This is a genomic window from Eleftheria terrae (genome assembly GCF_030419005.1).
Lineage (GTDB): Bacteria > Pseudomonadota > Gammaproteobacteria > Burkholderiales > Burkholderiaceae_C > Caldimonas > Caldimonas terrae.
This window is the reverse complement of record NZ_CP106951.1, coordinates 2,113,944-2,140,853: the sequence shown is the minus strand read 5'-3', so window position 1 is coordinate 2,140,853 and position 26,910 is coordinate 2,113,944. Positions and strand designations below refer to the sequence as shown.

21 protein-coding genes and 1 tRNA gene are annotated in these 26,910 nt (G+C 70.9%); 11 read left to right on the top strand and 11 right to left on the bottom strand.

What is annotated here, in order from left to right; all coding sequences use genetic code 11:
• Nucleotides 1–4: 4 nt before the first annotated feature.
• The 4 genes from N7L95_RS09300 to N7L95_RS09285 are packed head-to-tail and all read right to left on the bottom strand — an operon-like array spanning nucleotide 5 to nucleotide 4,736.
• The gene (locus N7L95_RS09300) at nucleotides 5–1,228 is read right to left on the bottom strand and encodes a M20 family metallopeptidase (protein ID WP_301259537.1); all 1,224 of its coding nucleotides are present in this window, start codon (nucleotides 1,226–1,228) and stop codon (nucleotides 5–7) included.
• Nucleotides 1,215–2,996 (bottom strand): 2-oxo-4-hydroxy-4-carboxy-5-ureidoimidazoline decarboxylase, encoded by a 1,782-nt coding sequence (gene uraD / locus N7L95_RS09295; protein WP_301259535.1) that lies wholly within the window; start codon nucleotides 2,994–2,996, stop codon nucleotides 1,215–1,217. The genes N7L95_RS09300 and uraD overlap by 14 nt, the downstream gene beginning before the upstream one ends.
• A 4-nt stretch (nucleotides 2,997–3,000) precedes the next feature.
• Nucleotides 3,001–3,954, bottom strand: coding sequence for an allantoinase PuuE (puuE, locus tag N7L95_RS09290; protein WP_301259534.1), 954 nt, complete (start codon nucleotides 3,952–3,954; stop codon nucleotides 3,001–3,003).
• Nucleotides 3,955–3,959: 5 nt separating this feature from the next.
• Nucleotides 3,960–4,736 (bottom strand): GntR family transcriptional regulator, encoded by a 777-nt coding sequence (locus N7L95_RS09285; protein WP_301259533.1) that lies wholly within the window; start codon nucleotides 4,734–4,736, stop codon nucleotides 3,960–3,962.
• A gap of 105 nt (nucleotides 4,737–4,841) precedes the next feature.
• Here N7L95_RS09285 and uraH point away from each other — a divergent pair, with 105 nt between their 5' ends.
• Nucleotides 4,842–5,195 carry a hydroxyisourate hydrolase gene (gene uraH, locus N7L95_RS09280; protein ID WP_301259532.1) on the top strand — a complete coding sequence of 118 codons (354 nt, stop codon included), beginning with the start codon at nucleotides 4,842–4,844 and terminating at the stop codon, nucleotides 5,193–5,195.
• Nucleotides 5,196–5,363: 168 nt separating this feature from the next.
• A complete protein-coding gene (locus tag N7L95_RS09275) occupies nucleotides 5,364–6,569 on the top strand; it encodes a urate hydroxylase PuuD (RefSeq protein ID WP_301259531.1) in 1,206 nt (401 codons plus the stop codon).
• Between the two features lie 27 nt (nucleotides 6,570–6,596).
• On the opposite strand, the gene N7L95_RS09270 is transcribed toward N7L95_RS09275, so the two are convergent.
• The 4 genes from N7L95_RS09270 to ppc form a co-directional block, all read right to left on the bottom strand.
• Complete coding sequence (locus N7L95_RS09270; protein WP_301260109.1) at nucleotides 6,597–8,018, bottom strand: efflux transporter outer membrane subunit; 1,422 nt, start codon at nucleotides 8,016–8,018, stop codon at nucleotides 6,597–6,599.
• 5 nt (nucleotides 8,019–8,023) lie between these two features.
• Nucleotides 8,024–9,964, bottom strand: a complete 1,941-nt coding sequence (locus N7L95_RS09265) for a MacB family efflux pump subunit (protein WP_301259530.1) — start codon at nucleotides 9,962–9,964, stop codon at nucleotides 8,024–8,026.
• Nucleotides 9,965–9,966: 2 nt separating this feature from the next.
• Nucleotides 9,967–11,187: an efflux RND transporter periplasmic adaptor subunit gene (locus tag N7L95_RS09260; protein ID WP_301259529.1), complete on the bottom strand. Its 1,221-nt coding sequence runs from the start codon at nucleotides 11,185–11,187 to the stop codon at nucleotides 9,967–9,969.
• Between the two features lie 159 nt (nucleotides 11,188–11,346).
• Nucleotides 11,347–14,190, bottom strand: a complete 2,844-nt coding sequence (gene ppc / locus N7L95_RS09255) for a phosphoenolpyruvate carboxylase (RefSeq protein WP_435870072.1) — start codon at nucleotides 14,188–14,190, stop codon at nucleotides 11,347–11,349.
• 114 nt (nucleotides 14,191–14,304) lie between these two features.
• Here ppc and hemC point away from each other — a divergent pair, with 114 nt between their 5' ends.
• From hemC to N7L95_RS09230, 5 genes are all read left to right on the top strand, one after another.
• Nucleotides 14,305–15,252: a hydroxymethylbilane synthase gene (hemC, locus tag N7L95_RS09250; protein ID WP_301259528.1), complete on the top strand. Its 948-nt coding sequence runs from the start codon at nucleotides 14,305–14,307 to the stop codon at nucleotides 15,250–15,252.
• A 14-nt stretch (nucleotides 15,253–15,266) separates the two neighbouring features.
• The gene (locus N7L95_RS09245) at nucleotides 15,267–16,037 is read left to right on the top strand and encodes a uroporphyrinogen-III synthase (protein ID WP_435870071.1); all 771 of its coding nucleotides are present in this window, start codon (nucleotides 15,267–15,269) and stop codon (nucleotides 16,035–16,037) included.
• Entirely contained in the window at nucleotides 16,034–17,197 is a 1,164-nt protein-coding gene (locus tag N7L95_RS09240) for a uroporphyrinogen-III C-methyltransferase (protein ID WP_301259526.1), read from the top strand. Before N7L95_RS09245 ends, N7L95_RS09240 begins: the two co-directional genes overlap by 4 nt.
• Before the next feature lie 13 nt (nucleotides 17,198–17,210).
• Complete coding sequence (locus N7L95_RS09235; RefSeq protein ID WP_301259525.1) at nucleotides 17,211–18,458, top strand: heme biosynthesis HemY N-terminal domain-containing protein; 1,248 nt, start codon at nucleotides 17,211–17,213, stop codon at nucleotides 18,456–18,458.
• Between the two features lie 36 nt (nucleotides 18,459–18,494).
• Nucleotides 18,495–18,571, top strand: a tRNA-Arg gene (locus tag N7L95_RS09230).
• A 571-nt stretch (nucleotides 18,572–19,142) separates the two neighbouring features.
• Here the strand turns inward: N7L95_RS09230 and N7L95_RS09225 are convergent.
• From N7L95_RS09225 to N7L95_RS09215, 3 genes are all read right to left on the bottom strand, one after another.
• Nucleotides 19,143–19,412 (bottom strand): PAAR domain-containing protein, encoded by a 270-nt coding sequence (locus tag N7L95_RS09225; RefSeq protein ID WP_301259524.1) that lies wholly within the window; start codon nucleotides 19,410–19,412, stop codon nucleotides 19,143–19,145.
• Between the two features lie 441 nt (nucleotides 19,413–19,853).
• Complete coding sequence (locus tag N7L95_RS09220) at nucleotides 19,854–21,986, bottom strand: acyltransferase family protein (protein WP_301259523.1); 2,133 nt, start codon at nucleotides 21,984–21,986, stop codon at nucleotides 19,854–19,856.
• 782 nt (nucleotides 21,987–22,768) lie between these two features.
• Nucleotides 22,769–23,203 carry a hypothetical protein gene (locus N7L95_RS09215; protein ID WP_301259522.1) on the bottom strand — a complete coding sequence of 145 codons (435 nt, stop codon included), beginning with the start codon at nucleotides 23,201–23,203 and terminating at the stop codon, nucleotides 22,769–22,771.
• Nucleotides 23,204–23,379: 176 nt separating this feature from the next.
• On the opposite strand from N7L95_RS09215, the gene N7L95_RS09210 reads away from it, so the two are divergent.
• The 4 genes from N7L95_RS09210 to N7L95_RS09195 all read left to right on the top strand — a co-directional run bounded on the left by N7L95_RS09210 (nucleotide 23,380) and on the right by N7L95_RS09195 (nucleotide 26,907).
• On the top strand, nucleotides 23,380–23,838 hold the full coding sequence (locus N7L95_RS09210; protein WP_301259521.1) for a GNAT family N-acetyltransferase: 459 nt from the start codon (nucleotides 23,380–23,382) through the stop codon (nucleotides 23,836–23,838).
• Complete coding sequence (locus N7L95_RS09205; RefSeq protein ID WP_301259520.1) at nucleotides 23,810–24,454, top strand: L,D-transpeptidase family protein; 645 nt, start codon at nucleotides 23,810–23,812, stop codon at nucleotides 24,452–24,454. Before N7L95_RS09210 ends, N7L95_RS09205 begins: the two co-directional genes overlap by 29 nt.
• A 261-nt stretch (nucleotides 24,455–24,715) precedes the next feature.
• Nucleotides 24,716–25,435, top strand: a complete 720-nt coding sequence (locus N7L95_RS09200; protein ID WP_301259519.1) for a CerR family C-terminal domain-containing protein — start codon at nucleotides 24,716–24,718, stop codon at nucleotides 25,433–25,435.
• An 8-nt stretch (nucleotides 25,436–25,443) separates the two neighbouring features.
• Nucleotides 25,444–26,907: an efflux transporter outer membrane subunit gene (locus tag N7L95_RS09195; RefSeq protein WP_301259517.1), complete on the top strand. Its 1,464-nt coding sequence runs from the start codon at nucleotides 25,444–25,446 to the stop codon at nucleotides 26,905–26,907.
• Nucleotides 26,908–26,910 lie beyond the last annotated feature (3 nt).

Here is a 26,910-nt window from a genome sequence, read left to right as displayed (position 1 = left end):
CAGCTCAGCTCAACAGGTCGAGCAGCGCCCGCGCCACCACCCGGGTGGCGCGCTTCAGGTCGGCCAGCACCAGGTGCTCGTCGGCCCGCTTGGCCTGCGACTCCAGCACCGTGCGCGGGCCGGCGCCATAGATGACGGCCGGGATGCCGCGCTCGCAGTAGAGCCGCACGTCGGTGTAGAGCGGGCTGCCCATGGTGGGAATGGGCTCGCCGATCACCGCTTCGCCGTGGCGCTGCAGTGCCTCTACCAGGGGTGCGTTGCCCGGCAGCGGTTGCAGCGCGCGTGCCAGCAGCAGCCGGCGTATCTCCACCGTGATGCCTGGCACGCCGGCCGCCGCCTCGGTGATGACGTGGCGCAGCTCGGCCTCGACCGCCACCGGGTCTTCCTCGGGGATCATGCGGCGGTCGAGCTTGAAGACGACCTTGCCCGGCACGACGTTGGTGTTGGTGCCGCCTTCGATGCGGCCGACATTGAGGTAGGGGTGGCGGATGCCGGGCACGGCCGAGCAGGTCCGGGCATAGCGCTCGTTGCAGGCATACAGCGCCTGCAGCAGCGTGACGGCGCCCTGCAGCGCATCGATGCCGGTGTGCGGGATGGCCGCATGCGCCATCCTGCCGTGCACCGCCACCTCCATCTGCAGGCAGCCGTTGTGGGCCGTCACCACCTCGTAGCTGAAGCCGGCGGCGATCAGCAGGTCCGGCCGTGTCAGCCCCTGGGCCAGCAGCCAGCCCGGGCCCAGCTCGCCGCCGAACTCCTCGTCATAGGTGAAATGCAGCTCCACGCTGCCCTTCAACGGGCGGCCGAGCGACTCCAGCGCACGCACCGCGAACGTGTAGGTGGCGAAGTCGCTCTTGCTGACGGCGGCGGCCCGGCCGTAGAGCCGGCCGTCGACGATCTCGCCGCCATAGGGATCGTGCGTCCAGCCCTCGCCGGGGGGCACCACGTCGCCATGCGCGTTGAGCGCGATGGTGCGGCCTTCGCTGTAGCGGCGCCGCACGATGAGGTTGGTGATGGAGGCCAGCCCAGCAGCTTCCACCTCGGCCTGCGGCACCGCGTGGCGCTCGGCCTCGAAGCCGAAGCGGCCCAGCAGCTCGGCCGTGCGCTCGGCATGCGGTGCATTGTTGCCCGGCGGGGTGTCGGTGGGCACGCGCACCACTTCCTGCAGGAAGCGCACCTGTTCGTCGAAGTGCGCATCGATCCAGGCATCGATGCGTTCATGGTCGCTCATGGAACTCCTGCTCCAGTTGCTCCAGCAGCTGCTGGAAGGCCGACACGCAGAGCTGCGCGTCGTCGCTGGTGATGGTCTCCAGCGGGTTGTGGCTGATGCCGCCGTTGCCGCCGCGCACAAACAGCATGGCCTGCGGCATCACCTCGTGCAGCACCATCGCGTCGTGCCCGGCCCCGCTCGGCAGCGGGTGCACCGGCAGGCCCAGCGCAGTGACGGCGCGCGACCAGCGCGCCTGCCAGGCCGCATCGCTGGGCGCCGCGGCGGCGCGCATGGTTTCCTCGGCCTGCCAGGAAAGGCCACGGCGGTGGCAGATGGCGGCCAGCTCGGCCAGCACGTCCGCCGCCAGGCGGTCGCGCTGGGGGTCGTTCGGTGCGCGCAGGTCGAGGCTGAACCGGCAGCGCCCCGGCACCACGTTCATCGAGCCGGCCGGCACCTCCAGCATGCCGATGGTGCCCACCGAATCGCCGTCGGCCGCGGCGCGGCGCTCCACATACAGCGCCAGCTCGGCCACCGCCACGGCCGCATCGCGACGCCGGCCCATCGGTGTGGTGCCGGCATGGCTGGCGACGCCGGTGACCTCGCACAGCAGGCGCACGCTGCCGTTGATGGAGCTGACCACACCCAGCGGCAGGTCCAGCTCCTCGAGCACCGGACCCTGCTCGATGTGCACTTCGACAAAGCCGAGGTAGTCGTGCGGCCGGCGTGCCAGCGCCGGAATGCCGGCCGGGTCGAGCCCCGCCTGGCGCATCGCCTCGCGCATCGTCACGCCGTCGGCATCGGCCTGTTCCAGCCAGGCGGCGTCGAAGCGGCCGATCAGCGCCGAAGACGCCAGGAAGGCCGCCTTGTAGCGCTGGCCCTCTTCTTCGGCAAAGCCCACCACCTCGATGCCGAACGGCAGGCGCCGCCCACTGCGGTGCAGTGCGGCAACACAAGCCATCGGCACCAGGATGCCCAGGCGGCCGTCGTACTTGCCGGCCCGCCGCACCGTGTCGTAGTGCGAGCCGGTCAGCAGGGCGCGGGCGCCCGGCTGGCGGCCGTGATAGCGGCCGACCACGTTGCCGACCGCGTCGATCGCCACGTCATCGAAGCCGCAGTCCCGCATCCAAGCCTGCAGCTGTGCGGCGCACGCGCGATGGGCCTTGGTCAGGTAGGTCACGGTGAGCTGCCGAGCATCGGCAGCTCCTGCATCGCTGTGCACCGCGAGCTGCTCGGCCCAGTCCCACACCTGCTCGCCGAGGCCCGGCAGCTGGCCAAAGCGCTCGTTCAGGCGCAGCTCCGCAATGCGGTGGATGTTGCGCAGGCATTCGGCGAACTCGAAGTCCGGCTGGCCGGCCAGACGGCGAGCGAAGGTCTCGATGATCTGCTGCCGCGTCAGCCCGCTGCCGCGCGGGCCCCGCACCGCCAGGATGAAGGGCCAGCCGAAGCGCCGGTTGTAGTCGGCGTTGAGACGCTGCAGCGTCTCGAACTCCTCGCGGGTGCAATGGGTCAGCCCGGCCTTGGCCTGCTCCTGGCTCGACTCGGCGGTCAGCTCGCCGGCGACGGCGGCCTTGCCGGCCAGCTCGGGGTGGGCGCGGATCAGCGCGAGCTGCGGCTCCCGGCCGGCCTCGCGCACGGCTTCCACCAGTGCCCGCTTCAGCTGGGGCAGCGTGCGGAAGGGCCGGCGCGCCCAGGCCGCCTCGGCCACCCAGGGCGAATGTTCGTAGATGCCCTCCAGCAGCGTGGTGAACTCGGCCGCGCCGGCGGTGTTGAGTCGGTCCAGGGTCAGCATGGCTTCATTCCCAGACGAAGGCGGTGGCCGCATCGAAGGGATGCACCTGCTGCCAGTGGCGGGCGATGTCGATGCGCCGCGTGATCCAGACCCGGTCGTGCGACTCGATGTGGTCGAGGAACTTCAGCAAGGCCTTGAAGCGTCCGGGCCGCCCCAGCAGCCGGCAGTGCATGCCGACCGACATCATCTTGGGCGCTTCGTCGCCTTCGGCATACAGCACGTCGAAGGTGTCGCGCAAGTAGGTGTAGAAGTCCTCGCCATGGGCGTAGCCCTGTGGCAGCGCGAAGCGCATGTCGTTGACGTCCAGCGTGTAGGGCACCACCAGGTGGGGCGCCAGGCTGCCGTCGCTCTTGCGCACCTGCATCCACAGCGGCAGGTCGTCACCGTAGTAGTCGCTGTCGTAGGCGAAGCCGCCGTGGTCGGCCACCAGGCGGCGGGTGTTGGGGCTGTCGCGGCCGGTGTACCAGCCCAGCGGCCGCTCGCCGGTGAGCTGCTCGATGATCTCCATGCCGCGGCGCAGGTGCTCGCGCTCGAGCGCCTCGTCGGCAGTCTGGTAGTGGATCCAGCGCCAGCCGTGGCAGGCGATCTCGTGGCGCAGCTCGACGATGGCCTGGGTCAGCTCGGGATGGCGTTGCAGCGCCATCGAGACGCCGAACACCGTCATCGGCAGCGCGCGCTTCTCGAACTCGCGCAGGATGCGCCAGACGCCCGCCCGGGAGCCGTACTCGTAGATCGACTCCATGCTCAGGTGGCGCGCCGGGAAGGCCGGCGGGTTGAACATCTCGGAGAGGAACTGCTCGCTGCCGGCGTCGCCGTGCAGCACCGAGTTCTCGCCGCCTTCCTCGTAGTTGAGCACGAACTGCACCGCGATGCGGGCCTGGCCGGGCCATTGCGCATGCGGAGGGTGCTCGCCGTAGCCGATCAGGTCGCGCGGGTAGCGGGGGGTGGGTGAGGTCATCGTCTTCAGTCCTGGGGCATCAAGGCGGCTTCGAGGTCGGGCACGCGCGGGTCCAGCCGCAGGTTGCGCTCGACGTTGTGCAGGTGGTCTTCGAGCACGCGCACGGCGGCGCGCGCATCGCGGCGCTCCAGTGCGTCGACGATGGCCACATGCTCCTCGAAGGAGTGCTCGGCCGAATGGGACGACTGGTACATCAGCGAAATCAGCGAGCTGCGCGACACCAGGTCCTGCAGCATCTCGGCCAGCACCTCGTTGCCCAGCTGCCGGGCCAGCACCACGTGGAAGTCGGCCAGCAGCCGGGTGCGGCCGGACACGTCGGTGCGCTGCACCGCCGCCTGCTCGCGCCGCAGGTGCTCGCGCAGCTCGGCCACCTGGGCCGGGGTGATCTCGGCCACCAGGCGCCGCACCATGCCGGCCTCCAGCAGCTTGCGCACCTCGAACACCTGGCGCGCCTCGGCCACGCTCGGCTGGGCGACGAAGGCGCCGCGGGCCGGCTCCAGCGTCACCAACCGGTCGCGGCTGAGCTGGTTCAGCGCCTGCCGCACCAGCGTACGCGAGACCTTGAAGATGTCGGCGATCTTCTGCTCGGCCAGCTTGGTGCCGGGCATCAGGCGCCGCTCGACGATGGCGGCGGTGATGGATTCGACGATGCGCTGGGTGGTGTTCTGTGCCTGACCGGCGCCACCGGGCTCCAGGCGTGCGTTTGCCGCACTGCCGGCTTGTGGGGCGGTGCGCTTCTTGCCGGCGGCGGGTCGGGGGGATTTGGATGGGGCAGGGGGCATGCAAAGAGGCCGGCAGCAGCCGGTCAGGCGAACGACGGCGCTGCTCCGGCAGCGCATCCATGGGTAAACTGTATACACTTTCTGTACGAAGGGAAAGCCATCGACATGGGCCAACTCACCACACATGTGCTTGACACGATGAACGGCCGGCCAGCCGCCGGCATGGCGGTGACCCTGCTGAGGGTGGAGGGCGACACCGCGGTGGAACTGCGCCGGTTGCAGCTCGACGCCGACGGCCGCGCCGGCGGACCCCTGCTGCAGGGACCCGACTTCACCGCGGGCCGCTATCGCCTGGTGTTCGAAGTGGCGGCCTACTTCCAGGGGCAGGGCGTGACGCTGCCGGAGCCGCCCTTCTTCGACCGGGTGCCGCTGGACTTCGGCATTGCCGACGCCACCCAGCACTACCACGTGCCGCTGCTGACCACGCCCTGGGCGTATTCCACCTATCGCGGCAGCTGAAGCCGGGCGCAGGGTCGAGGTGTATACACTTTGACCACTGGTCGCCGCGGTGCCTGCCGGCCGCCTCGCAGCCTGGCGCTGCGGCCGCCGGCGGCTTGCGACCCCTGCATCTCACAGAGCCCGCCGTGGTGAGGTGCACCTGCCCTCTGGGCCACCGGGACCTTCGGCATGGACACCACCTACCTGCTCGACTGGGCCAACCTGCTGCTGCGCTGGGTCCATGTGATCACGGCCATCGCGTGGGTGGGCTCGTCCTTCTACTTTGTCTTCCTCGACAGCAGCCTGACACGGCCGACCGACCCCGACCTGCTGGCCAAGGGCGTGGACGGCGAGCTGTGGGCCGTGCATGGCGGCGGCTTCTACCACCCGCAGAAGTACCTGGTCGCGCCGCCCCAGTTGCCCGAACGCCTGCACTGGTTCTACTGGGAGAGCTATTCCACCTGGCTGACCGGCTTCGGCCTCTTCACGGTGCTCTACCTCTTCAACGCCGGCACCTTCCTGGTCGACAAGAGCGTGCACGACTGGCCGCCGGCGGCTGCGGTGGCCACGGCACTGGCCTTCCTCGGGGTGTTCTGGCTGGTGTACGACGCCCTTTGCCGGTCGTTCGGCCAGCGGCGCCGTGGCGACCTGGTGGTGGGCGTGCTGGTGTGTGCGGCCGTGGTGCTGGCCGCCTGGCTGGCCTGCCGCCTGTTCGCGGGCCGCGCCGCCTTCCTGCTGGTGGGCGCCATGATGGCCACCGCGATGAGCGCCAACGTGTTCTTCTGGATCATCCCGGGCCAGCGCAAGGTGATCGCGCAGATGAAGGCCGGACAGCCGGTCGACCCCCTCCACGGCAAGCGCGGCAAGCAGCGCAGCGTGCACAACACCTATTTCACCCTGCCGGTGCTGTTTGCGATGCTCAGCAACCACTACGGCTTCACCTACGGCCACCCGCACAACTGGCTGGTGCTGGTGTTGCTGATGCTGGCCGGCGCGCTGATCCGGCATGCCTTCGTGGCCCGGCACCGGGCGGGTGTCGAGGGCCGGCGTGCGCCCTGGGAATACGCGGTGGCCGGCGTGCTGCTGCTGGCCGGGGTGGCGGCATGGATCGCGCCGCCGGCATCGCGCCAGCCGGTGGCGGCCGATGCGCCGCCGGTGCGCTTCGAGCAGGTGCGGGCCGTCATCGAGCAGCGCTGCCTGCCCTGCCACAACGCCCAGCTGCAAAGCAAGAACATCGGCCTGCACACGCCCGAGCTGATCGGCCGGCATGCGCCGGCGCTCTACCAGCAGGCGGTGGTGGCCCGCACCATGCCGCTGAACAATGCCACCGGCATCACCGAGGACGAGCGGGCCCTGCTGGGCCGCTGGTTCGAGGCCGGTGCGCCGCTGCGCTAGCGGGCGCCCCGGCAGCCGCCGGCCGCCTCAGTGGGCGGGCGCCGCCGCGGCCCGCGGCTCGCCGCCCAGGGCCTGCACCAGGGCCACATGCGTGCTGAGCCGGTCCAGCCGGTTCTGCGCCAGCGCCAGCTCGGCCTGGCGGCGTTTCTCCTGCGCGTCGAGCCAGGCGCGCAGCGGCTCGGCACCGGCACGCCAGCGGCTTTCGTAGAGGCGCTCGGCCTGGCGCGAGGCGTCCAGTGCCTGCTGGAGCTTTGCTCCCTGGGCTTCCAGCTGGCTGCGCGCCGACAGCGCGTTCTCCACATCGGCCAGCGCCTGGTACAGCGACTGGCGAAAGCCGAGCACCGCTTCGTCGAAGGTGTTGCGCGAGACCTTCAGCTGCAGCTGCAGTTCGTTCCAGTGCAGGAAGGGCAGGCTCAGGTCCAGCCCCAGGCTGCCCACCGGGTGGCTCAGCAGCTGGCCCAGCGAGCGGCTGCTGCCACCCAGCGCGCCGGTCAGGCTCAGCTCGGGATAGAAGCTGGCACGGGCCACGTCCACCTGGGCGAGGGTGCTGCGCAAGCGCAGCTCGGCGGCGCGCAGGTCGGGACGGCGGGCCAGCAGCTCGGCCGGCAGGCCGGCGTCCACGGGGGGCAGGGGCTGCTCCGGCAATCGGTCGCGCTCATGGTCCGGCGAGGCGGCTTGCGGCGGGCCGTCGAGCAGCAGGGCCAGTGCATGGCGTGTCTCGGTGCGCTGCTGCAGCAGGGCGGTGTGGGCCGCCTCCTGGCTGGCCAGCGACTGTTCCGCCTGCAGCGTTTCCAGCCCCGACACGGCGCCCGCGGCCTTCTGCCGGCGCACCAGCTCCAGGGTGCGGCTCGCATAGGCCATGCTGTCCTGGCTGAGGGCGATGCGCTGGTTCAGCCAGGCCAGCTGCCAGTACAGCGTGGCGGTGGTGGCGGCCAGAGAGAGCGAGGTGCTGTGCCGGTCCTGCTCGGTGGCATGCGCCTCCCACTCGGCGGCGTCGCGCTGGCGCGCCAGGCGGCCCCACAGGTCGGCCTCGTAGCTCGCGCTCAGCGTCACGGCATGGTTGCGGGTGGTGCTGCCGCCCTCCAGGGGCCGGTTGGCCGAGGCGGAGGCGCCGGCGCCGAACGCGGGCCGCTGCGCCTCGGCTGCCAGGCCGGCCTGCAGTCGGGCCCGCTGCAGGCGCAGGCTGGCGGCGGCCAGCTGGGTGTTGCGGGCCAGCACCTGCTGCACCAGCGCGTCGAGCCGGGGGTCGCCGAAGGCTTGCCACCAGGCCTCGGGCGATATCGCGGCCGGCGCCTCGCGCGGCGCCTGCCACTGGGCAGGCAGCTGGGCCGCCGGTGGGGTGTAGGGCGTGCGCAGGCCGGCGCAGCCGGCCAGCAGCAGGGCCAGCGCCAACGCGCACAGTCGTGGCAGCGGGGCAGGGCCGCCTGCGCGGCGGTAGAGGCACGTCATCGTTGTCATTCCCGAACCAGCGCTTCCACCGGGTCCAGCCGCGCGGCATTGCGGGCCGGCAGGAAGCCGAAGAGCACGCCGATCAGCGTTGAGCAGCCGAAGGCCGCAACGATGGAGGCGCCCGAGTACACCATCTGGAAATTGCCGCCGGCCCGGCCGAACAGCGCTCCCACGCCAAGGGCGGCCGCCACGCCCAGCGTGCCGCCCAGCAGGCAGACCAGCACCGCCTCGATCAGGAACTGCATGCGGATGTCGCCCTGCCGTGCACCGACGGCCATGCGCACGCCGATCTCCTTGGTGCGCTCGGTGACCGACACCAGCATGATGTTCATCACGCCGATGCCGCCCACCACCAGCGAGATCAGCGCGATCATCGAGATCAGCAGCGTCATGGTCGCGGTGGTGCTTTCCACCGTCTGGCGGATGCTGTCGGTGTTGAGCACGTAGAAGTCCTTGCGGCCGTGGCGCTGCTCCAGCAGCCGGCCGATGGCCTGCTCGGCGGCGGCGGTGGAGGCGTCGTCGGCAATGCGGGCGGTGATGCTGCGCAGGTGGTCCTGGCCGGTGATGCGGCTCATCGCGGTGGTATAGGGCAGCCAGACATTGAGCTGCTCGCTGTTGCCGAAGGGGCTCTGGCTGGCCTGCATCACGCCGACCACCCGGGCTGGTACCTTGCCCAGCAGCAGCACCTGGCCGAGCGCCTCGGTGCGCTCGCCGAACAGCTGGCGGCGGGTGTTCTGGTCGATCACCACCTCCTGGCTGCGGCGCTGCACGCCCTCGGCATCGAAGGTGCGGCCTTCGGCCACCTGCATGCCACGTACCCGGAAGTACTGCTCGCCGACGCCGTTGACAGTGGCATTGGCCGTCACGTTGCCAAAGCGCAGCAGCGCGCTGCTGCTCAGCATGGGTGTGACGCTGTCGACATAGCTCTGTGCCGCCAGCGCCTCGGCGTCACTCGGCCGCAGGGTGCGCACGCTGTCGGCACGCCGGTCGCCGAAGTCCTCGCCCGGGTAGATGTTGATGGTGTTGGTGCCGATCGCGCTGATGTCGGCGAGGATGCGCTGGCGCGAACCCTCGCCCAGCGCCACCACCGACACCACCGAGGCGATGCCGATGATGATGCCCAGCATGGTCAGGAAGGTGCGCAGCCGGTGGGCGGCCATGGCGCGCAGGGCCATCTTGCCGGCTTCGGCCAGGCGGTCGAGGCTGCCGTGGCGGGCCTCGGCGCCTGTCGCGGGCGCCGGCGTGGCGGTCGCGGCCGGGCCGCTGCGGCGGTCGGCAACGATCTCGCCGTCGCGGATCTCGATGATGCGCTGGGCCTGCTCGGCCACCGCCGGCTCATGGGTCACGATGATGACGGTGTGGCCTTCGGCATGCAGCTCCTTCAGGATCTTCATCACCTCGGCGCCGCTGTGCGTGTCAAGCGCGCCGGTCGGCTCGTCGGCCAGGATCACTTCGCCGCCGTTCATCAGCGCGCGGGCGATGCTGACGCGCTGCTGCTGGCCCCCCGAGAGCTGCCCGGGCCGGTGCGACAGCCGCTCGCCCAGCCCCAGCCGGGTCAGCAGCTGGGCGGCGCGCTCGCGCCGCTGGCCGCGGTCGTGGCCGGCATAGATGGCCGGGATCTCGACATTGCCCACCGCGCTGAGGGCGGGCAGCAGGTGGTAGCGCTGGAAGATGAAGCCAAAGCGCTCGCGCCGCAGGCGGGCCAGCGCGTCGGGATCCATCTCGCGGGTTTCCTCGCCCGCCACGCGGTAGCTGCCGCGGGTGGGCCGGTCGAGGCAGCCGAGGATGTTCATCAACGTGGACTTGCCGGAGCCCGAGGCGCCGACGATGGCCACCATCTCGCCCGCCTCGATGCGCAGGCTGATGTCCTTGAGCACCGGAATCACGCCTTCGCCGGCCGGGAACTCCCGCACCAGGCCGTCCAGCTCCAACAAGGGGCCGGCCATGCTCACAGCCTCAGCCGCGGCGGGCGGCGCGAGCCCGCGTCGGCCGCCGGGCGGGCGCCGGCTTCGCCGACCACCACGCGCTCGCCCTCGCGCAGGCCGTCGAGCACGACGGCGCGGATGTTGTCGTTCAGGCCGATGCGCACCGGCCGCGGCTGCGCGCGGCCCTCGGCGTCGAGCACCCGCACCTCGTGGCGGCCGTCGCGGCCCCGGGGGCCGAGCGCGGCCGATGGCACGGTGAGGACGCCGCGCGCCTCGCCGAGCACGATGTGCACCTGCGCCGTCATCGAGATGCGCAGCTTGCCGTCCGGGTTGGGCACGTCGAACAGGCCGCGGTAGTAGACGGCGCTGGTGGTGGAGCTGCTGCTGGTGCTGTTGCTGCTGCCCGAGCCGCTGTCGCTGCTGATGGACTCCGGCGCCGGCTCGATGGCGCGCAGCGTGGCCCGGTAGCGACGCTCGGGCTCGCCGAGGATGGTGAACCACAGCTTCTGCCCGGGCGCCACGCGGGTGACGTCGGCCTCCGAGATCTCGGCCTTGACCGTCACCGTCTCCAGCTTGGCCAGCTTGATCAGCGTGGGCGCCTGCTGGGCGGCGTTGACGGTCTGCCCCTCGCGCGCCAACACCGCCACCACCTTGCCGTCGATGGGCGCGACGATGCGGGTGTAGCCCAGGTTGAGCCGGGCAGTGTCCACCGCGATGCTCGACTGCTCGATCTGCGCGTCCAGTGCCGCCACTTCGGCGCGGCTGGTCTCCAGCTGCGCCTGGGCGGCCTCGAAGTTCTCGCGCGAGCCGGCGTCGGCCGCCAGCAGCTGGCGCTGGCGCTCGAAGGCAAGGGTGGCCTGGGCGAGCGCCGCCTGCTTGGCGCGCTTCTGTGCCCGCACGTTGTTCAGCGAGGCTTGTGCCTGGCGCAGCGCATTCTGCTGCGGCAGCGAGTCGATCTCGGCGATGGGCTGGCCCTGCTTGACGTCCTGCCCCAGCTCCACATGCAGCGTCTTGATCTGCCCCGACACCTGCGCGCCGACGCTGACCTGCTCGACGGCTTCCAGCGTGCCGCTGGCCAGCACGGTCTGCTCGACGTCACCGCGCTCGACGGGGGCGCTCAGGTAGCGCGGGGTGTCGGCGGCGCCGGCGCGCCAGTGCCAGAAGGCCGCGCCGCCCAGCACCAGGGCGGCAGCCAGCCCGGCGTACAGGCGCCGGGACCGCAGGAAGGAGGAAGGAATGGGCATGGCCCGCATGCTGCGGCCGGCGCGTCACGGCCTTGCGTCGCTCATGTAAAGCGGAGGTAAAGATGGGGGCTTCAGGGCCGGCCTGGCAGCGCGCAACGCACAGGCCAGCGAGGGGATGACGGCGCCCCTCGCTCCCTTCGGTGGGCGAAGCCCGCCTGCTCAGCCGGTGTTGCGCAGGCCCGCTGCCACACCGTTGATGGAGATGTGGATGCCGCGCTGCACGCGCTCACTCACATCGCCGCTTTCCTTCTGCTGCCGGTAGCGCCGCATCAGCTCCACCTGCAGGTGATTGAGCGGGTCGAGGTAGGGGAAGCGGTGCTCGATCGAGCGGGCCAGCGCCGGGTTGGACGCCAGGCGCTGCTTTTCGCCGGTGATCTGCTCCAGCGCGTCGTGGGTGCGCTGCCACTCGGCCTGGATGGCGGCGAAGATCTTCTTGCCCAGCCGCTTGTCTTCCACCAATTCCACATAGCGGGTGGCCACTGCCAGGTCGCTCTTGGCCAGCACCATGTCCATGTTCGACAGCAGCGTGCGGAAGAAGGGCCACTGCTTGTGCATCTTCTGCAGCAAGGCCAGGCGTTCCTTCTGCTCGGCAGGCGCCGCGTTCAGGAAGGCGTCCACCGCCGAGCCGAAGCCGAACCAGCCCGGCAGCGCCACGCGGCACTGGCCCCACGAGAAGCCCCAGGGAATGGCCCGCAGGTCCTCGATCGCGCGGGTGGCCTTGCGCGAGGCCGGGCGCGAGCCGATGTTCAGCTCGGCGATCTCGCGGATCGGCGTGGCGGCGAAGAAGTAGTCGGTGAAGCCCGGGGTCTCGTACACCAGCCGGCGGTAGGCCGACATGCTGGCGTTGGACAGCTCCTGGGCCGCCTGCAGGAAGGCCTTGGGCGCGCTCTTGGTGGGGTGCAGCAGCGTCGCCTCCAGCGTGGCGGCCACCAGGGTCTCGAGGTTGCGCCGGCCGATCTCGGGGTTGGCGTACTTCGAGGCAATCACCTCGCCCTGCTCGGTCAGCCGGATCTGGCCGTTCACCGTGCCGGGCGGCTGGGCCAGGATGGCCTGGTAGCTCGGGCCGCCGCCGCGGCCCACCGTGCCGCCGCGGCCGTGGAACAGGCGCAGCGTGATGCCGTGCTCGGCGCGCAGCGCGCCGAACAGCTCCACCAGTGCGATCTCGGCGCGGTACAGCTCCCAATTGCTGGTGAAGAAGCCACCGTCCTTGTTGCTGTCGCTGTAGCCCAGCATGATGTCCTGCTCGGCTGCCGAGCGCTTGACGAGCTCGACGATGCCCGGCAGCGCATAGAAGTCGCGCATGATGGGCGCCGCATTGCGCAGGTCGCCGATGGTCTCGAACAGCGGCACCACGATCAGGTCGGCCACCGCCCGGTCGTCCAGCGTGCCGCGCATCATGCCGGCTTCCTTCTGCAGCAGCAGCACTTCCAGCAGGTCGCTCACCGTCTCGGTGTGGCTGATGATGTAGTGCTTGATCGAGGCCGGGCCGAAGCGCTCGCGCATCTGGCGGGCCTGCTCGAAGATGGCCAGCTCGCCTTCGGCCAGTTCGGAGTACTGGGCGCCGCGCACGCGCAGCGGGCGGGCGTCGTTCAGCAGGCGCAGCAGCAGCGCCTGCTTGTCGGCTTCACCAAGGGCGGCATAGCCTGGCTCCACCTTGGCCAGCGCCAGCAACTCGGCGATCACCGCCTCGTGCTTGTCCGAGCTCTGGCGCAGGTCCACCGTCGCCAGGTGGAAGCCAAACACTTGCACCGCGCGGATCAGCGGGCGCAGCCGGGTCGCCGCCAAGGCGGCGCCGTGGTGCGAGGCCAGCGAGGCATCGATGGTGCGCAGGTCGGCCAGCAGTTCGTCGGCCGAGGCATAGGGGGTGGAGGGGGCCACGGCATGGCGCAGCGCCTCGGTGCCGGTGAGTGCCTCCAGCGTGCCGGCCAGCCGTGAGTAGATGCCGATCAGTGCGCGGCGATAGGGCTCGTCGCGCCGGTGCTCGCTGGTATCGGGCGAGCGTTCGGCCAGTGCCTGCATCTCGGGCGTCACCTGCACCAGCAGCGCCGACAGCGACAGCTCGGCGCCCAGCTCGTGCACCTCGGTCAGGTAGAAGCGCAGCGCGGTCTCGCTCTGCGCGCGCACCGCCAGCTGCAGCGTGTCGGCGGTGACGTTGGGGTTGCCGTCGCGGTCGCCGCCAATCCAGTTGCCCATGCGGAAGAAGGGCGCGATGTCGAAGCCGGGCAGCGCATGTTCCAGGTCGCGATAGAGGCGCGGAATCTGGCGCAGGAAGGTCGCGTGGTAGTAGCTGAGCGCGTTCTCGATCTCGTTGGCCACCGTCAGCTTGGAGTTGCGCAGCATGCGGGTCTGCCACAGCTGGGTGACCCGGGCGCGCAGCAGCGCCTCGTTCTCGGCCCGCTCGCGCTGCGTGTGCAGCTCGTCGCGCTGGTGGATCAGCTCGGCCACCGCCCGCTCGGCATCGAGGATGGACTTGCGCTGCACCTCGGTCGGGTGGGCCGTCAGCACCGGCGAGATGTAGGCGTGCTCCAGTGTCTTGGCGATGTCGGCGGCGCGCACGTCTTTCTGCGCCAGGCGCTCCAGCGTCATTGCCAGCGAGCCTTCCTGCAAGTGGCCCTGCGCCTCGTGGTGCTCGCGGCGGCGCACATGGTGGCGGTCCTCGGCGATGTTGGCCAGGTGCGAGAAGTAGCTGAAGGCCCGGATCACCGAGACGGTCTGGTCGCCGCTCAGGTTCTTCAGCAGCCGGTCCAGTGCCTTGCCGGCCTGTGCGTCCTGCTTCAGGCGGAAGGCCACCGACAGCTGGCGGATGCGCTCGATCAGCTCGAAGGCCTCGGTGCCCTCCTGCTCGCGAATCACGTCGCCGAGGATGCGGCCCAGCAGGCGGATGTCCTCCATCAGCGGGCGGTTCTTCTCGGCCGCTTCCTCGCGCGAGCGCGCCGCGGCAGAGGTTGCGCGGCGGGCAGGAGCGGGGGCGGGCGGGGCGGCAGGGCGGGCAGCGCGCGGCATCGGGGTTACCTCGGTTAGGGGTCGGGTTGGTAACTAAATTACAAAGCCGCGATGGTAGCACCCGGATTCCCTGCCGCCCGGCGCGTCTTGCCGCTCGGGTAGCATCGCGCCATCATGATGACGAGCAACACGACAACCGCTGCCTGGGTGATTGCCACCCGCGAAAGCCGCCTGGCCCTGTGGCAGGCCCACCATGTGCAGGACCTGCTGCGCCAGCGCTTCGGCCGCACGGTGGAGCTGCTGGGCATGACCACCCGGGGCGACCAGATCCTCGACCGTTCGCTGTCCAAGGTGGGCGGCAAGGGCCTGTTCGTCAAGGAGCTGGAGGTGGCCCTCGAGGAAGGCCGTGCCCATCTGGCAGTCCATTCGCTCAAGGACGTGCCGATGGAGCTGCCCGCCGGCTTCGAGCTGGCGGCCGTGCTGGAGCGCGAGGATCCGCGCGATGCCTTCGTCTCGCCCCGCTTCGAATCGCTCGATGCCTTGCCGCACGGCGCGGTGGTGGGCACCTCCAGCCTGCGCCGCGTGGTACAGCTGCAGTCGCTGCGGCCGGACCTGCGCATCGAGCCGCTGCGGGGCAACCTGGACACGCGGCTGCGCAAGCTGGATGACGGCCAGTACGACGCCATCGTGCTGGCGGCGGCCGGCCTCAAGCGCCTCGGGCTGGAGGCCCGCATCCGGCAGGTCTTCGATGCCGACGCGATGATCCCGGCCGCAGGGCAGGGCGCGCTGGGCATCGAGGTGCGCACCGAGCAGGCCGAGCTGCGCGAGCGGCTGGCCGAGCTGATCCATCGTCCGACCTGGCTGGCCACGCTGGCGGAACGCGCCGTCTCGCGGGCCCTCGGCGGCAGTTGCAGCGTGCCGCTTGCGGCGCACGGGCAGTGGCAGGGTGACCGGCTGGTGCTGACCGCAGCCATCGGCGATCCCGGCCAGCCGCAGCAGCCGCTGCTGCGTGCGCAGGTGGGCGAGGCAGTGGACTCCAGCCAGGCTGCCGAAGCGCTCGGCACCGCGGCCGCCGCGCGGTTGCGCGAGCAGGGGGCCGACGCCATCCTGTCGCGCCTGTGACGATGAAGGTGCTGGTGACCCGCCCCGCCGCGCAAGCCGTCGAATGGGTGGAGCGCCTGCGCGGCCGCGGCTGGCAGGCCGAGGCCCTGCCCCTGATCGGCATCGCTGGCGCTCCCGATCCTCAGGCCGTGCAGGCGGCCTGGGCGCGGCTGCACGGGTGCCGGGCGGTGGTGTTCGTCAGCCCCAATGCCGCCGATCGTTTTTTCGCAGCCCGGCCGCCGGACCAGGCCTGGCCGGCCGGTGTGCTGGCGGCCACGCCGGGTCCGGGCACCGATGCGGCCCTGCATGCCGCGGGCGTGCCGCCCGAGCTGCGGGTGCAGCCGGCGCCTGACGCGGCGCAGTTCGATTCCGAGTCGCTCTGGCAACAGCTGCGGGGCCGTGACTGGACCGGTGGGCGCGTCCTGATCGTGCGCGGCGACGGCGGCCGCGAATGGCTGGCCGAGCGCTTGCGCGAGGCCGGTGCCGAGGTGGATTTCGTCTGCGCCTACCGGCGCGAGGCACCGCGGCTCGATGCGGCCCAGGACCGCCTGCTGCGCGCCGCCATTGCCGAGCCGCACCGGCACCTGTGGTTCTTCAGCAGTTCCGAAGCGGTGGACCACCTCCAGGCCTGCTGCCAGGAGCGTGGCCTGCAGCCGGCCTGGCATGACAGCCATGCGCTGGCCACCCATCCCCGCATTGCAGCGCGCGCCGCCGCCCTGGGCTGTGGCCAGGTCGTCGAGGTCCAGCCATCGCTGGAGGCGGTCTCGGCCGGCATCGAGCGCTCTATACAATCCCTCGCACCGTGAGTGACACCTCTGCCACCCTCCCCTCCGATGCGGGCGCCGCTGCGGCCCCCGCCCCGCTGCCTCCCGTGGCCGCGCCGCCGCGCCCGGGCCATGAGCCACCCGCATCGCCAGGTCGTGGCCTGGTCTGGGTGGCCGGCGCCGGCCTGCTGGTGATTTGCGCGGCCAGCCTGGTGCTGGCCTATCAGGGCCACCAGCGGGTGCAGAGCCTGTCGCAGCAACTGGTGCAGCGCCAGGAGACGAGCCAGGACCAGGCCAACGAGGCCCGTACCCTGGCCCGCGAAGCGCAGGACATCGCACGCGACGCCGGTGCCAAGGTGGCCCTGCTCGACGCCAAGCTCGCCGAAGTGGCGCTGCAGCGCGGCCAGCTGGACGAACTGATGAACTCGCTGTCGCGCTCGCGCGACGAGAACCTGGTGGTGGACATCGATTCCAGCCTGCGGCTGGCGGTGCAGCAGGCCCTGGTCACTGGCAATGCCGAGCCGCTGGTGGCGGCGTTGCGCGCGGCCGACGAGCGGCTGCAGCGCGTCAACCAGCCGCGGCTGGAAGGCGTGCGCCGCGCCATCGCGCGCGACCTGGAGCGGGTGCGCTCGGTCGGCATGGCCGATGTGTCGGCCCTGGTGATCCGGCTTGACGAGGCGGCCCGCATCATCGACGAGCTGCCGCTGGTGTCCTCGGCCGGGGCTGGCCGCGAGCCGGTCCCCCGTGCGGCGGTGCCGGCCGCGTCGGCGTCGGCGGTCGGCGGCAAGCGGCCGGTGGCATCCGCGCCGCAGCCGCTGGTGTCGCAGCCGCCCGAGGAATCGTGGTGGCGACACACCGGCCGCATCGTCTGGGAAGAGATGCGTTCGCTGGTGCGCGTCACCCGCATCGACCGGCCTGAAGCCATGCTGATCGCGCCACAGGAAACCTTCTTCCTGCGCGAGAACCTCAAGCTGCGCCTGCTCAACGCCCGCCTGGCGCTGCTGAGCCGGCAGTTCGAGACGGTGCAGTCCGACCTGCAGGACGCGCAGCAGGCCCTGGACCGCTACTTCGACCACGGCTCGCGCCGCTGGGCGCATGTCAATGAGCTGGTGCGCCAGGTGATGTCGCAGGCCCACCAGTCCAGCGTGCCGCGGCCGGACGAGAGTTTCACCGCGCTGGCAGCTGCCGCGGCCGGTCGTTGAGCGGGCGGCACCGATGCGAACCATCATCTGGCTGGTCCTGCTGTTCGCCGCTGCGGTCGTGGCGGCCACCTTCCTCGGCGCCAACGATGCGCTGGTCACCGTCTTCTGGGCGCCGTGGCGCATCGACGTATCGTTCAACCTCTTCATCATCGTGCTGGTGCTGACGGTGGGTGTGGTGTACGTGTCGCTGCAGGGCATCAACGTGCTGGTCGGGCTGCCGCGCCGGGCGCGTGAATGGCGGCTCTCCAAGCGCGACCGCTCGGCACAGCAGGCCTTGCGGGAGTCGCTGGCGCTGTTCTTCGGCGCCCGCTATACCCGGGCGCACAAGGCGGCGCAACGGGCCATGACCATCCATGACGAGACGCCCGAGCTGGGGCGCGATCCCGAGTTCACGATGCTGGCCCACCTGCTGGCTGCCGGTAGCATGCACCGGCTGCAGGACCGGGTGCGCCGCGACGAGCACCTGGCCCATGCGCTGGCCGCCTCGCGCTCCACCGTGGCGACCCGGCCGGCGGAGGAGGGCGCCCGCCTGCTCGCCGCCGAATGGGCGCTTGAAGACCGTGATGCCGACCGTGCGCTGGAGCTCATCGGCGAGTTGTCCCCGGGCGTTGCACGCCGCACCCAGGCGCTGCGCCTGAAGTTGCAGGCGGCGCGCCTGGCGCAGCAGCCGCTGGACGCCTTGCGTACCGCCCGGCTGCTGGCCAAGCACCAGGGCTTCTCGCAATCCGCAGCGGCCGGCCTGCTGCGTTCGCTGGCCATCGAAGCGCTCGAATCGGCCCGCGACGCCGACCAGTTGCGCCGCGTCTGGCTGCAGCTTGATGCCGCGGACCGGCGTGACGCTTTCGTGGCTGCACGTGCCGCCACGCTGATGGCGGGGCTGGGCCATGCCGAGGATGCCCGTGGCTGGCTCAAGCCCTTCTGGGAGCAGGCCGCCAGCCTCGGCAGCGAAGAGCGCGCCGAGATCAGCCGAGCGCTGGTGAAGGCGCTGCCGGGCCTGGGCGTCGACTGGCTGCCCCGGCTGGAAGCCGCAGCCACTGCCGACGCGCGCGATCCGCACCTGGCCTATGCACTCGGCTGCGCGTTGGCGCAGCTGCAACTGTGGGGCAAGGCCCGCCAGCAGCTGGAGCGCTGCGCCGGCGACGAGGCCCTGAGTGGCCGCGAGCGCCGTGCGGCGTGGCGACAGCTGGCCGCTCTTGCCGAGCGCGAGGGCGATCTGGCGCGGTCACAAAGATGTTTGAAAGAAGCTGCAGAAATTGAGTGACAACTCAAAATTGATGGTGCTATACTAGCGTTCTTGGCGGCTGTAGCTCAGTTGGATAGAGTACTTGGCTACGAACCAAGGGGTCGTGGGTTCGAATCCTGCCAGCCGCGCCAGAATTTCGGTTCTAGACAACGCCTCAGAGGTGCAAGCCTCTGGGGCGTTTGTCTTTTCGCGCTTGATGTTCAGGCAGGCAATGGCAGATGCCGTTGCCCGACCGAGCGCGCCGGCATGATGCGCTTGCTGGACATCGCGGAAAGGGGCGCTTGGTGGTGGGTGCCTGACGATGCTTGATGCCGGTGCAGGCACGGCATACACGCCTTCGGCAGTTCACCTCGGGGCACGTCGCCGGCAGGGCCCGTGATGGCCCAGGTCGGTGCTCTTCGTTCGTGGAAGTTGCCGGCCGCGAGCACGGTGCCCCGCCGCGGCATGCGCTCGACAGAGCGGGCCGCTGGCGGTGTCGCACGGCGCGGTGGCATGTCATCGTCGCAGCGCTCAAGCAGCGCGAAAGCCGCGCAGGTGCCCGGGTGCATTTCGGCCGGCCTGTGCCGATGCCCGATTCCGCGCAAGGCCGGGTCGGCCCTTGGCGACCGGTCGCTCCTGGCCCGCCCTGTCTTCAGGGGGCGCAGCAGGCAAGGAGGCGTTGCCGTCACCGGCCGCGCGGTTCCTCGCAGTGCAAGGCGCCGCTCAACCCTTGCTGAAGTTGGGCACGGTGGAGAGGAGCGAGGCGCCGCAGGTGGTGAGGCAGCCTTCATAAGCCACCGGCACACCATCGATGGTGTGCTCCGGGTCGCCGGTGGCAATGCTGCAGGGGCCGTGGCCCTTCTTTGGGCAGCTGCAGGGGTCGCCGACCAGTGCCACGGCGATGCCGTCCACCGTGAAATGCGAGGCGCCGCTCGAGAGCACCGTGCCGCCGTGGCTGGTCGGATCACCGACACGAATGACCCGCTTGCTCATGGCGTGCGCCTGTCATCAAGAGGATGAAGGGCCGAGGCGCCCGGGCGCGGGCCGCTCACGGCCCGGCAAGCGGCAGATGCCGCACCGCGCGGGGCCGGTGGCGTCGACCCGGCATTGCATGTTGTCATCAAAGAGACCCCCTGAGTTCTTGTGGCCCGGGCGCGGCGGCTCGGTGACCTGCGGACGCGTCCACTGAATCACGAAGTTTAGAAGCAGCTCCGTGCGTCGCTGGCACCCGTTCGGGGGAGGCGCTGTGCCGCCTGGCCGGCTGCCTGTGTGGCGACCGGCCGACGCAATGCGAGCGGCTGCCTGTCCGCTGATCACGGCGCTGCTTGCCATTGCTTGAAGAAGCCCGCCGGCATGACGGCCAATGCGGGGGCAGGGCGACATGCCGCCCAGGGCTGCCTCGCCCGGCATGCCGCGAAGCCGGCCGCCGGCCGCTCAGACCGGCCAATCGCCGAAGCCCGGGTTCGATGCGGCCGGGTCGGCCATGTCGCCAGCGTCGTGATCCGCCGTGGGCGGTGCCGCCTGCTTCGGCGGGCGTCCCAGCATCGCCACGAAGTCGTCGTAGAGGTGCAGGTTGCCGTAGCCGCTCAGGTGGTCGCCGTCGAAGTACAAGGGCCGACCCTGATGGTGCACCTGGCAGACAGCGTCCGGGCACAGCCGGTCGAAGGGGTCCCACACGCTGATGCCGGGCACCAGACGGCTCAGGCGCTGCATGGTCTGTAGCACCGGCTCGCGCATCGCCTGCAGCTGCTCGCGCTGCATCTGCAGGCCCGGCCGGCAGATCGGATTCGACTGATTGAACCAGTCCGAGCAGCGGAAGGGCGGTGCCTTGAAGATCGGTGTCGGTGCGACGAAGACGATGCGGGCACCGCGCTGCGACACCGGTCGCACCCAGTCGGCGGCTTCCCGCGCGCCTTCCAGGTGGCGCCGGGTGGCGTCGTCGCCCACCGTCGCGGCCTTGATCTGGCTTTCCGAGAAGTGGGCCCACTGGTCACCGAACCGCTGCAGCCGCAAGGACGGCAGCAGCACGGTATCGCCCGGCTGCAGCTGCTGCAGCAGGTGGGTGGTGGCGGCCTGGAAGAAGGGCTTGCACCGTTCCGAGACCGCGGCCGACAACCTCAGGAAGGGACAGCCTGAACGGGTGTAGATGTGGACCGTGTAGTTCTGGTCGATCGACAGCTGCGAGAGCAGGGTGGTTAGCGAGATCGAGTGCGAGTCGCCCAGCACGAACAGCCGCTTGCTGCCTTCGCAATCGGTGCGGTCGAAGCGGATGATGACGCCGTCGGCCAGCGTCGTCTTCTGTTGCGCCGTCCTGCAGCCCGCGCTCGCCGGTGCAGCGGTGCGCAGGGCCCATTCATAGGCATACCACTCGCGTTGCTGGCTGGTCGTGCTCAGCGACAGCCGCGGTTGCGCCTTCAGGATGCCGAGCACCGCGCCGGCCGACAGCAGCACCATCGCCACCGCGCCGAGCACCAGCTGGCCCGGTGGCCGGTGCTGCAGCAGGCGGCTTTGCCGCAGCGGCTGCTCCAGCAAGCGATAGGACAGGATCGCCAGCAGCACCACCAGCCCGGCTGCCACCGCCTGCCATTGCGGCTCGTCCAGCCCGACCGTCCAGCGCAGCAGCACATAAACAGGCCAGTGCCAGAGGTAGAGCGAGTACGAGATCTTGCCGATGAACACGACGGGCGCCCAGCTCAAGGCCCGCGACAGTCCGCTGTCGCGGCTGGCCGGCGCCACCACCGCGTCGATGAACAGCATCGCGCCCAGCGTGGCGGGCAGTGCCCAGGGCATCGGGAAGGCATGGCGGTCGGCGGCCACCAGGGCGAGGGCCAGCAGTGCGAGCGACAGCAGCAGCACGGCCGGCTGCGGCAGCCTGCCGGTCAAGTGGTGCCCGCGGTGGTGGGCCTGCAGCAGCAGCGCGCCCAGGCCCAGCTCCCAGAACCGGCTGGCCAGGCTGTAGTAGGCCGCCAGCCCGTTGCTGTGCGAGACCACGCTGCAGTAGGCCAGCGACGCCGCCACGAAGCCCAGCAGCAGCCAGCTGCCGTGCCGCTGGCGGCGTGCATCGCCGCCCTGCGAGCGCAGCCAGACGTAGTAGATGACCGGGAAGAGAACGTAGAACTGCTCCTCGACGCCGAGTGACCAGGTGTGTGTGGCCGGGTTGAACTCGGTGCGTGGCGAGAAGTAGGTGTCGCCGGTGAACATCAGCGACAGGTTGCTCAGGCCGGCGAAAGCGAGCAGCAAGGTCTTGGTGTTCGACTGGCTGAGCCACGACGCCGGCACGAACAGCGCCACCGCCAAGGCCGTACAGACCAGGCAGGCCACCAGCGCCGGCAGGATGCGCAGCACCCGCTTGTCGTAGAAGTGCAGCAGGAAGGCCTTGAACCGGAGATGGCGGTGGCGCAGCAGGGCGGCGCTGACCACGTAGCCGGAGATGACGAAGAAGATGTCCACCCCGGCAAAGCCGCCCGGCAGCCAGGCGGCGCTGAGGTGGTAGACCAGCACGGCGATCACCGCCACGGCGCGCAGCGAATCGATTTGCGGGATGTAGGCGTGACGATCGCGCGTCATGGTCCGGGGACTCGCAGAGTTTTTGGGCCAAGGAGCTTCGCACGCAGCCCGCGGGCCTCGGCATTGTTAACAGTCCCTGTTTTGAGGGAGTTGTCAGTGTGCGAGCGCTTGCTCTAGACGGGCATTTCCAGCATGGGCTGCCCTTCAGGCGCGTGCCGTGGTCGAGCCCTGGAATCCGCACCGGTGCTCGGTGCTGCGCTGACAGGTAGCGCCCGACACAGGCTCACGGGCAGGGGAGGACAAGCGGCCGTCCCTGCCTCTGCAGGCCTCTCATGACCGGTCCGCAGCCGCCGAAACTCCAACAGCAGCGGGCGACGGCTGTGGGGCCGGCACATCACATGGTCACTGGCTGTTCCTCAACGGGCGGCATTCGCAACTTCGGTGACAAGGTACCGCTCATGGCGCCTCGGGCCGCGCTCCTGCCTGTCGCCTGTACGGCGGGCGGCCAGCATGGAAGGGGGATGTGCGCCCGTCGCGGGCGAGGAAGCAGCTGGCTGCATGCAGCAGCGCAGCAGCCGCAGTGCCATGGTTGACGTGAGAGGACCGGGGCCTCGGCAGAGCATCGCCCCGGGTCCAATGCAACGGACGGGATCGAAGCAAGACGCCGGACCGTGGCGTTGCGCGGCAGTGGGGCGCAGCGGCGACCCGGCACCGGACGCACTGCCGCTGCCTCGCCATTGCCTGGCGCCGTCGTGCCGCGCGCCCTGCGGGGGGCATGCGGCGGTGATGCGGCCGTTATGCGACGCGGCGCCAGCATCGCCGGGGCGCCGGCGCGTGGTGGGTCAACGTGCCTGGTCTGCACCGCGCAAGCTGCAGCGGCCCGCGGTGCATTGCGCACCCGGGTCGACCACCAGGGAGCAGGTGGAGGCCATGCCGCTCTCGGTCTTGCGAATGCGGCTGGCCTCGGCATGTTCACGCGCCAGTTGCGCGAGCCGATCGGCATTGCCGCGTTGCGTGGACCAGGGCAGGTAGGCCTCGGGACCGCCGCAGGCCTTGGCGCCGACCGGCAGGGTGCGGCACTGGGCGTCGCTGCTGCAGGCAGCATCGCCGATCTCGGCGTCGATGGCCTTCATCAAGGCCTGAGGCGACTTGTCGGCCGGCGCTGGTGCCGGGGCTGACGGCGTGGCGGTGCTGCAGGCAGCCAGCCAGGCCGTCGCCAGTCCGCAAATCAGCCGGCGTGGCGCCAGGGCGTGCAAGGGCAGGCGGTGGAGTGTCATGGTCGGGTCCTCATCGGCAGTCGCAGGGATGGTGTGCACTATACGGTCGGCCTTGCCCGCTGGCCGCTGTCACGGTCCGCAAGGCATGACTGACGGCACCCCCACGGCGGGACGCATCGGTGCGACACTCGCGCCTCCTCCGTCAACCCGGCGTCAGCGCCGCTTCAAGCAAGACCATGCCTTCCTTCTCGATCCGTGTCGCCGGTCCGGCCGACCTGCCTGTGCTCGCTCCGTTGTTCGACAGCTATCGGCAGTTCTATGAACAACCCGCCGACCTGGCACTGGCCCGCCGGTTCCTGGCCGAGCGCCTTGACCGGGGCGAGTCGGTGATCCTGCTGGCGGAAGACGCCGAGGGCCAAGGCCTGGGCTTCTGCCAGCTCTATCCCACCTTCTGCTCGGTGGAGGCGGCGCCCATCTATTCGCTGTACGACCTCTTCGTGACTCCGCCGGCGCGAGGCACCGGCGCCGGCCGCGAGTTGCTGAGGGCCGCCGAGAGGCAAGCGCGGGCCGATGGCAAGGTGCGCATGGACCTGACCACCGCCCGCACCAACCTGAGGGCGCAGGGCCTCTACGAGTCGCTGGGCTGGGTGCGCGACGAGATCTTCTATGCCTACAACCGACGCGTCGAAGGCTGAGCGGGCGCTGCCCGGCGGCAGCCTGCCCCAGGTGCATGACATGAGCCAGTGGCAGCATGCGCTGGCGCAGCGGCCGGCTGCGCGGGGCCGCCGGTCGGCGGTTGGTGCCGCTGTGCGGGTGGCGCCCTGGCTGTCAGCCGCAGCCTTGCTGTGGCTGCCCGGGGCCGAGGTGGCCGCCAAGCCGCCGCCTGATCCTTGCGCCGGCCTGGGCACGGTGCTGCTGGTCGAGACGGCCCGCCACGAACTCCGTCAGTGCGAGGCGGGTGCGACTCGTCGCACCTGGCCGGTGGCCCTCGGCTCGGGCGGGCTCGACAAGCGCAGGGAAGGCGATGCCCGTACACCGCTGGGCCGCTATCCGCTCGGCGTGCCGCGGGGCTCGGCCAGCTTCGGCACCTTCATCCCGGTGGGCTATCCGACGCCGGAGCAGGCCCGCAAGGGCTATACCGGCAGCGCCATCGGCATCCACGGGCCGGCCCGTGCCTGGCGCCACCTGGGCGCCGCCAATGTCGCCACCGACTGGACGCTGGGCTGCATCGCCCTGGCATCCGACCCCGCCATCGAGGCCGTGGCCGCCTGGGTGCGCGGCCAGTCCGTGCGCCAAGTCGTCCTGCGCTGAGCCAGCGGTCGCGGGCCGGCAGCGACCGCCACCGCCCTGTTCGATCGTGCAGGTGTGAAAGGCTTTGTTGCAAAGACATAATTCAAGCGCTTGCTTGAAATTGCTAGACTGGAGTGCGACCCAGCCTGCCCCACCCCGGGTGGCGGGCAGTTGATCGCACTGCAGTCCACGACTTCCCTCCCTCTCGCCATGCCCAGCATTCGCCGCCGTTCCGAGCTGTCGCCCCCCGCCCCGCCCAGGGGTGGCAGGCGCTCGCGTGCCATGGCGCCGCCGGACGCGATGGCAGCCGGCCCGGCATCGGTGCATGGCACCAACGCCCGCGAGCGGCTGATGGCCGAGGCGACGCGCATCTTTGCAGAGAAAGGTTACGCACGGGCATCCACCCGTGAAATCTGCCAGGCTGCGGCGGTCAACGTGGCGTCCATCCACTACTACTTCGGCGACAAGGAAGCGCTCTACCGCGCGGTGCTGAGGGAGCCGATTCAGCAGGTGGTCGCCCTGCTGCCGCCTTTTGACGACGAGCGTCTGACGCTGGAGGAGGCCATGCGGCGCATGCTGCGCGCCTTCCTGATGCCGCTGGTGGAAGACAGTGCAATGCAGCACGTGATGCGGATCCACCTGCGTGAGATGGTGGAGCCCACGTCGATGCTGCACGACGTCATCGAGCAATACGTGGTGCCCCATCACCAGGCCATGCTGCGCCTGCTGGCGCGCCACTGTGGCGCAGCCGAGCCCGACGACGGGCTGCACCAGCTGGCCTTCGCCGTCACCGCCATCGTGCAGGACTACTGGCTCTCGCGCGACTGGATGGACATCCTGGCGCCTGGCATGCTGTCGCGCAACGGCGCCTTCGACCGGGTGCTGGACCGCCTGGTCGGCCTGGCCTGCGCCATGGTCCGTCATGAAGCCGCTGCGCGTGCCCCGGCTGCCCCTTCCACTCCCGTGAAGCCCGGACGTCGGCGTCCGGCCCACCGCCCATGAAGCGCCCCTTGCCCCGCTCCCCCCATCGCCCGCTGCTGCGCACCCTGTGCGCGTGCGCCGTCACCGCCTTGCTCGCCGCCTGCGTGTCCGCCCCACCAGCCACGCCGCCGACCCAGGACGTCGCATCGCAATGGACGGCGCCACTGCCGCACGGTGGACAGGGCGCGGGCCTGTCGGCCTGGTGGCGACAGTTCGACGACCCGCTGCTGGCCGAGCTGATCGACGCAGCGCAGGCTGCCAACCCCAGCCTGGCCCAGGCCGCCGCCCGCATCCGGCAGTCGCGTGCGCAGGCCCGGGCGGCCGGAGCGGCCCAGTGGCCTTCGCTGGACGCCCGCGCCGGCATCACCCGCAGCAGCACCCAGCTGCCGCCTGACCCGGGCGCTCATACCACGGGCAGCGCCAGCCTGGATGCCTTGTGGGAGCTCGACCTGTTTGGCGTCGCCCGCCAGACGGCGGCAGCGGCACGCGCCCGGGCGGAGGGCAGCGAGGCCGCGTGGCACGACGCGCGCGTCAGCCTGGCCGCCGAGGTGGCCAATGCTTATGTGGGACTGCGGGCCTGCGAGGCGACAGTGGCGGTGTTCGAACAGGACACCCAGTCGCTGAAGAACGCCGCCGGGCTCACCCAGCAGAAGGTGGACGCCGGTTTCGAGGCACCCGCGAACGGCGCGCTGGCGTCGGCCAGCGCGGCCGAGGCGGCCAGCCGCCTGGTGGCCCAGCAGGCCGACTGCGAGGTGCTGGTGAAGCAGCTGGTGGCCCTCACCGTGCTGCCGGAGCCCGCCTTGCGCGAGCGGCTGGCGGCCGGCCGCTCGCGGCTGCCGGTGCCGGCACAGTTCGCCGTCGAGGCAGTGCCGGCGCGGCTGCTGTCGCAGCGGCCCGACTTGGCGGCCGCCGATCGCGAGCTGGCCGCCGCCGCGGCCGAGGTCGGTGCAGCGCAGGCGGACCGCTATCCGCGCCTGAGCCTGAGTGGCTCCATCGGCCGTTCGGCGGTGCGCATCGGTGGCGACAACATCGACGGGCGCACCTGGTCCATTGCGCCTTCGCTGGTGCTGCCCCTGTTCGATGCCGGCCGGCGCAGCGCCAATGTGGAAGCCGCCCGCGCCCGCTATGACGAGTCGGTCGCGGCCTGGCGCGAGCGCGCGCTCTCGGCGGTGCGCGAGGTCGAGGAAGCGCTGGTGCGGCTGCAGGCAGCCGAACGGCGCGAGGACGATGCCGCCAGCGCCGCGCGCGGCTATGGCGAATTCCTGCGCGCGGCGCAGACGCAGTACCGCGTCGGCACCGGCAGCCTGCTCGACCTGGAGCAGGCCCGCCGGCAGTCGCTGGCGGCCGACGCCACCCTGATCGAGGTGCGGCGCCAGCGCGTCGCTGCCTGGCTTGCGCTCTACAAGGCCGTCGGCGGCGGCTGGCAGCGCAGTGATTCCGAGGCCGCCCCTGCCACCGTTTCGGCCGTTGCCGAAACGCCTGCTACCCGGTAACAC